1 pseudogene is annotated in these 1,394 nt (G+C 48.0%); it reads right to left on the bottom strand.

Annotated features, from left to right (window positions below):
• Window positions 1–1,394, bottom strand: a pseudogene (locus tag N6G83_RS54320) (hypothetical protein); the annotation flags it as partial.

Here is a 1,394-nt window from a genome sequence, read left to right as displayed (position 1 = left end):
GTGCCGAACGCGCCGACATTCAGCCCATTGATAACATCTGAAAGCTGTCCCTCTGAGGTATACCCGTTCCATTTACCGAAACGTGGCCCTTTAAAGACAAACGAGCACGGCTGCTGCTGATTATACAGAAGCGGAACACTGTCCACCGTCGCGCCAGTCTCATCAACCAGCGTCAGGGCATTTGACCCCAGACCGACATTAGAACCTACTGTTGATACGTCTTCAATTACCCCGTACGTCTGGCCCTTTGGCTGATATTTGTAAACAAAGTTTTTAGACTTTGAGAAACCATCTATCCGGTTATCCCTGATAATAGTCGAGTAACGACCGGCTGATACGTTTCCCGCGTAAGCAGGTGCATCAACGGCTGTCGCATCAATAAACCCTATGAGCGCCTGCCCGTCGGTCCCTGTCGCCTGTTCAAGATAGTTGTCATAAATACGGGCGTGCCGGGCCGCGGTCTTAACCATAATGCAGTTTGGCGACCCGGCATGGAGTATATCGTTGTGATGTATTTCATTCTGAGATCCGAAGGTACTGGCGCTCAACTCCAGAATCATATAACGCCAGCCATTTCTGATTCGATTGAGTGTAACTGTGTTCAAATCGCATCCATTGAGCAATAAATCTGTTTCAAAGTTTGCAATCTCTGTCAGCGTGATGATGCCATTAAACATTTTTGACCAGGAAATGCCGATACCAACACCATTAACTCTTGGGTTGATACTGCATACCTTGACTACAGGAGCCATGCCGAATGGAACATTAGAAAGCGACACATCATCCTTGATAATCGCAGTTCGTTCATCATTGAACCTGACAGGATAATCCCCTACCAGCCCCATATGACTAATCTGCGGCATCCGTACCTGACCCGTGGATACATCCTCCGTATACCAGAAACAACCGCCCCCTTCAGAAGGGCAAATTACGCGTGTATAACAGTTAGGAGAAAAATTCGGTGCTCCCTGTCCCCTGACTATTTGACCTTTTCTCAACTGCACCGGTCTTGAAATATAGAAATCGCCGAGGCGTAGATCGAGGTGTAAATTGGTGCTTGCTGCCTCCTGTAGGATTTGATAGTTATACTCCGAATTTTCAACACCAGGTTTAGTTAGGGGCGTAACAAACTTAATAGCATCCTGTGCTGTTTCACCATGCTTCAACCTGAGCATCACACCGCCGCCTACAGAATCAAGTTCTCTTCTAAGACCATCGCCACCTATCCCCCTGACAGCACTGGCTATCTGGTCGAAAGATGATTTATCCGGTGAAAGTCCAGCCTCTACGACAAGGTTAATCAGCTCAGCTTGAATAATGTTGAACCAGTCTGCGCCAGGCCAGCTTATCCCGCCTTGCTCCTGACTTTCCCCAAACCAGCGTGGCGAAATAGA

The organism is Serratia sp. PL7 (assembly GCF_945957435.1).
This window is presented reverse-complemented; position numbering and strand designations above follow the sequence as displayed.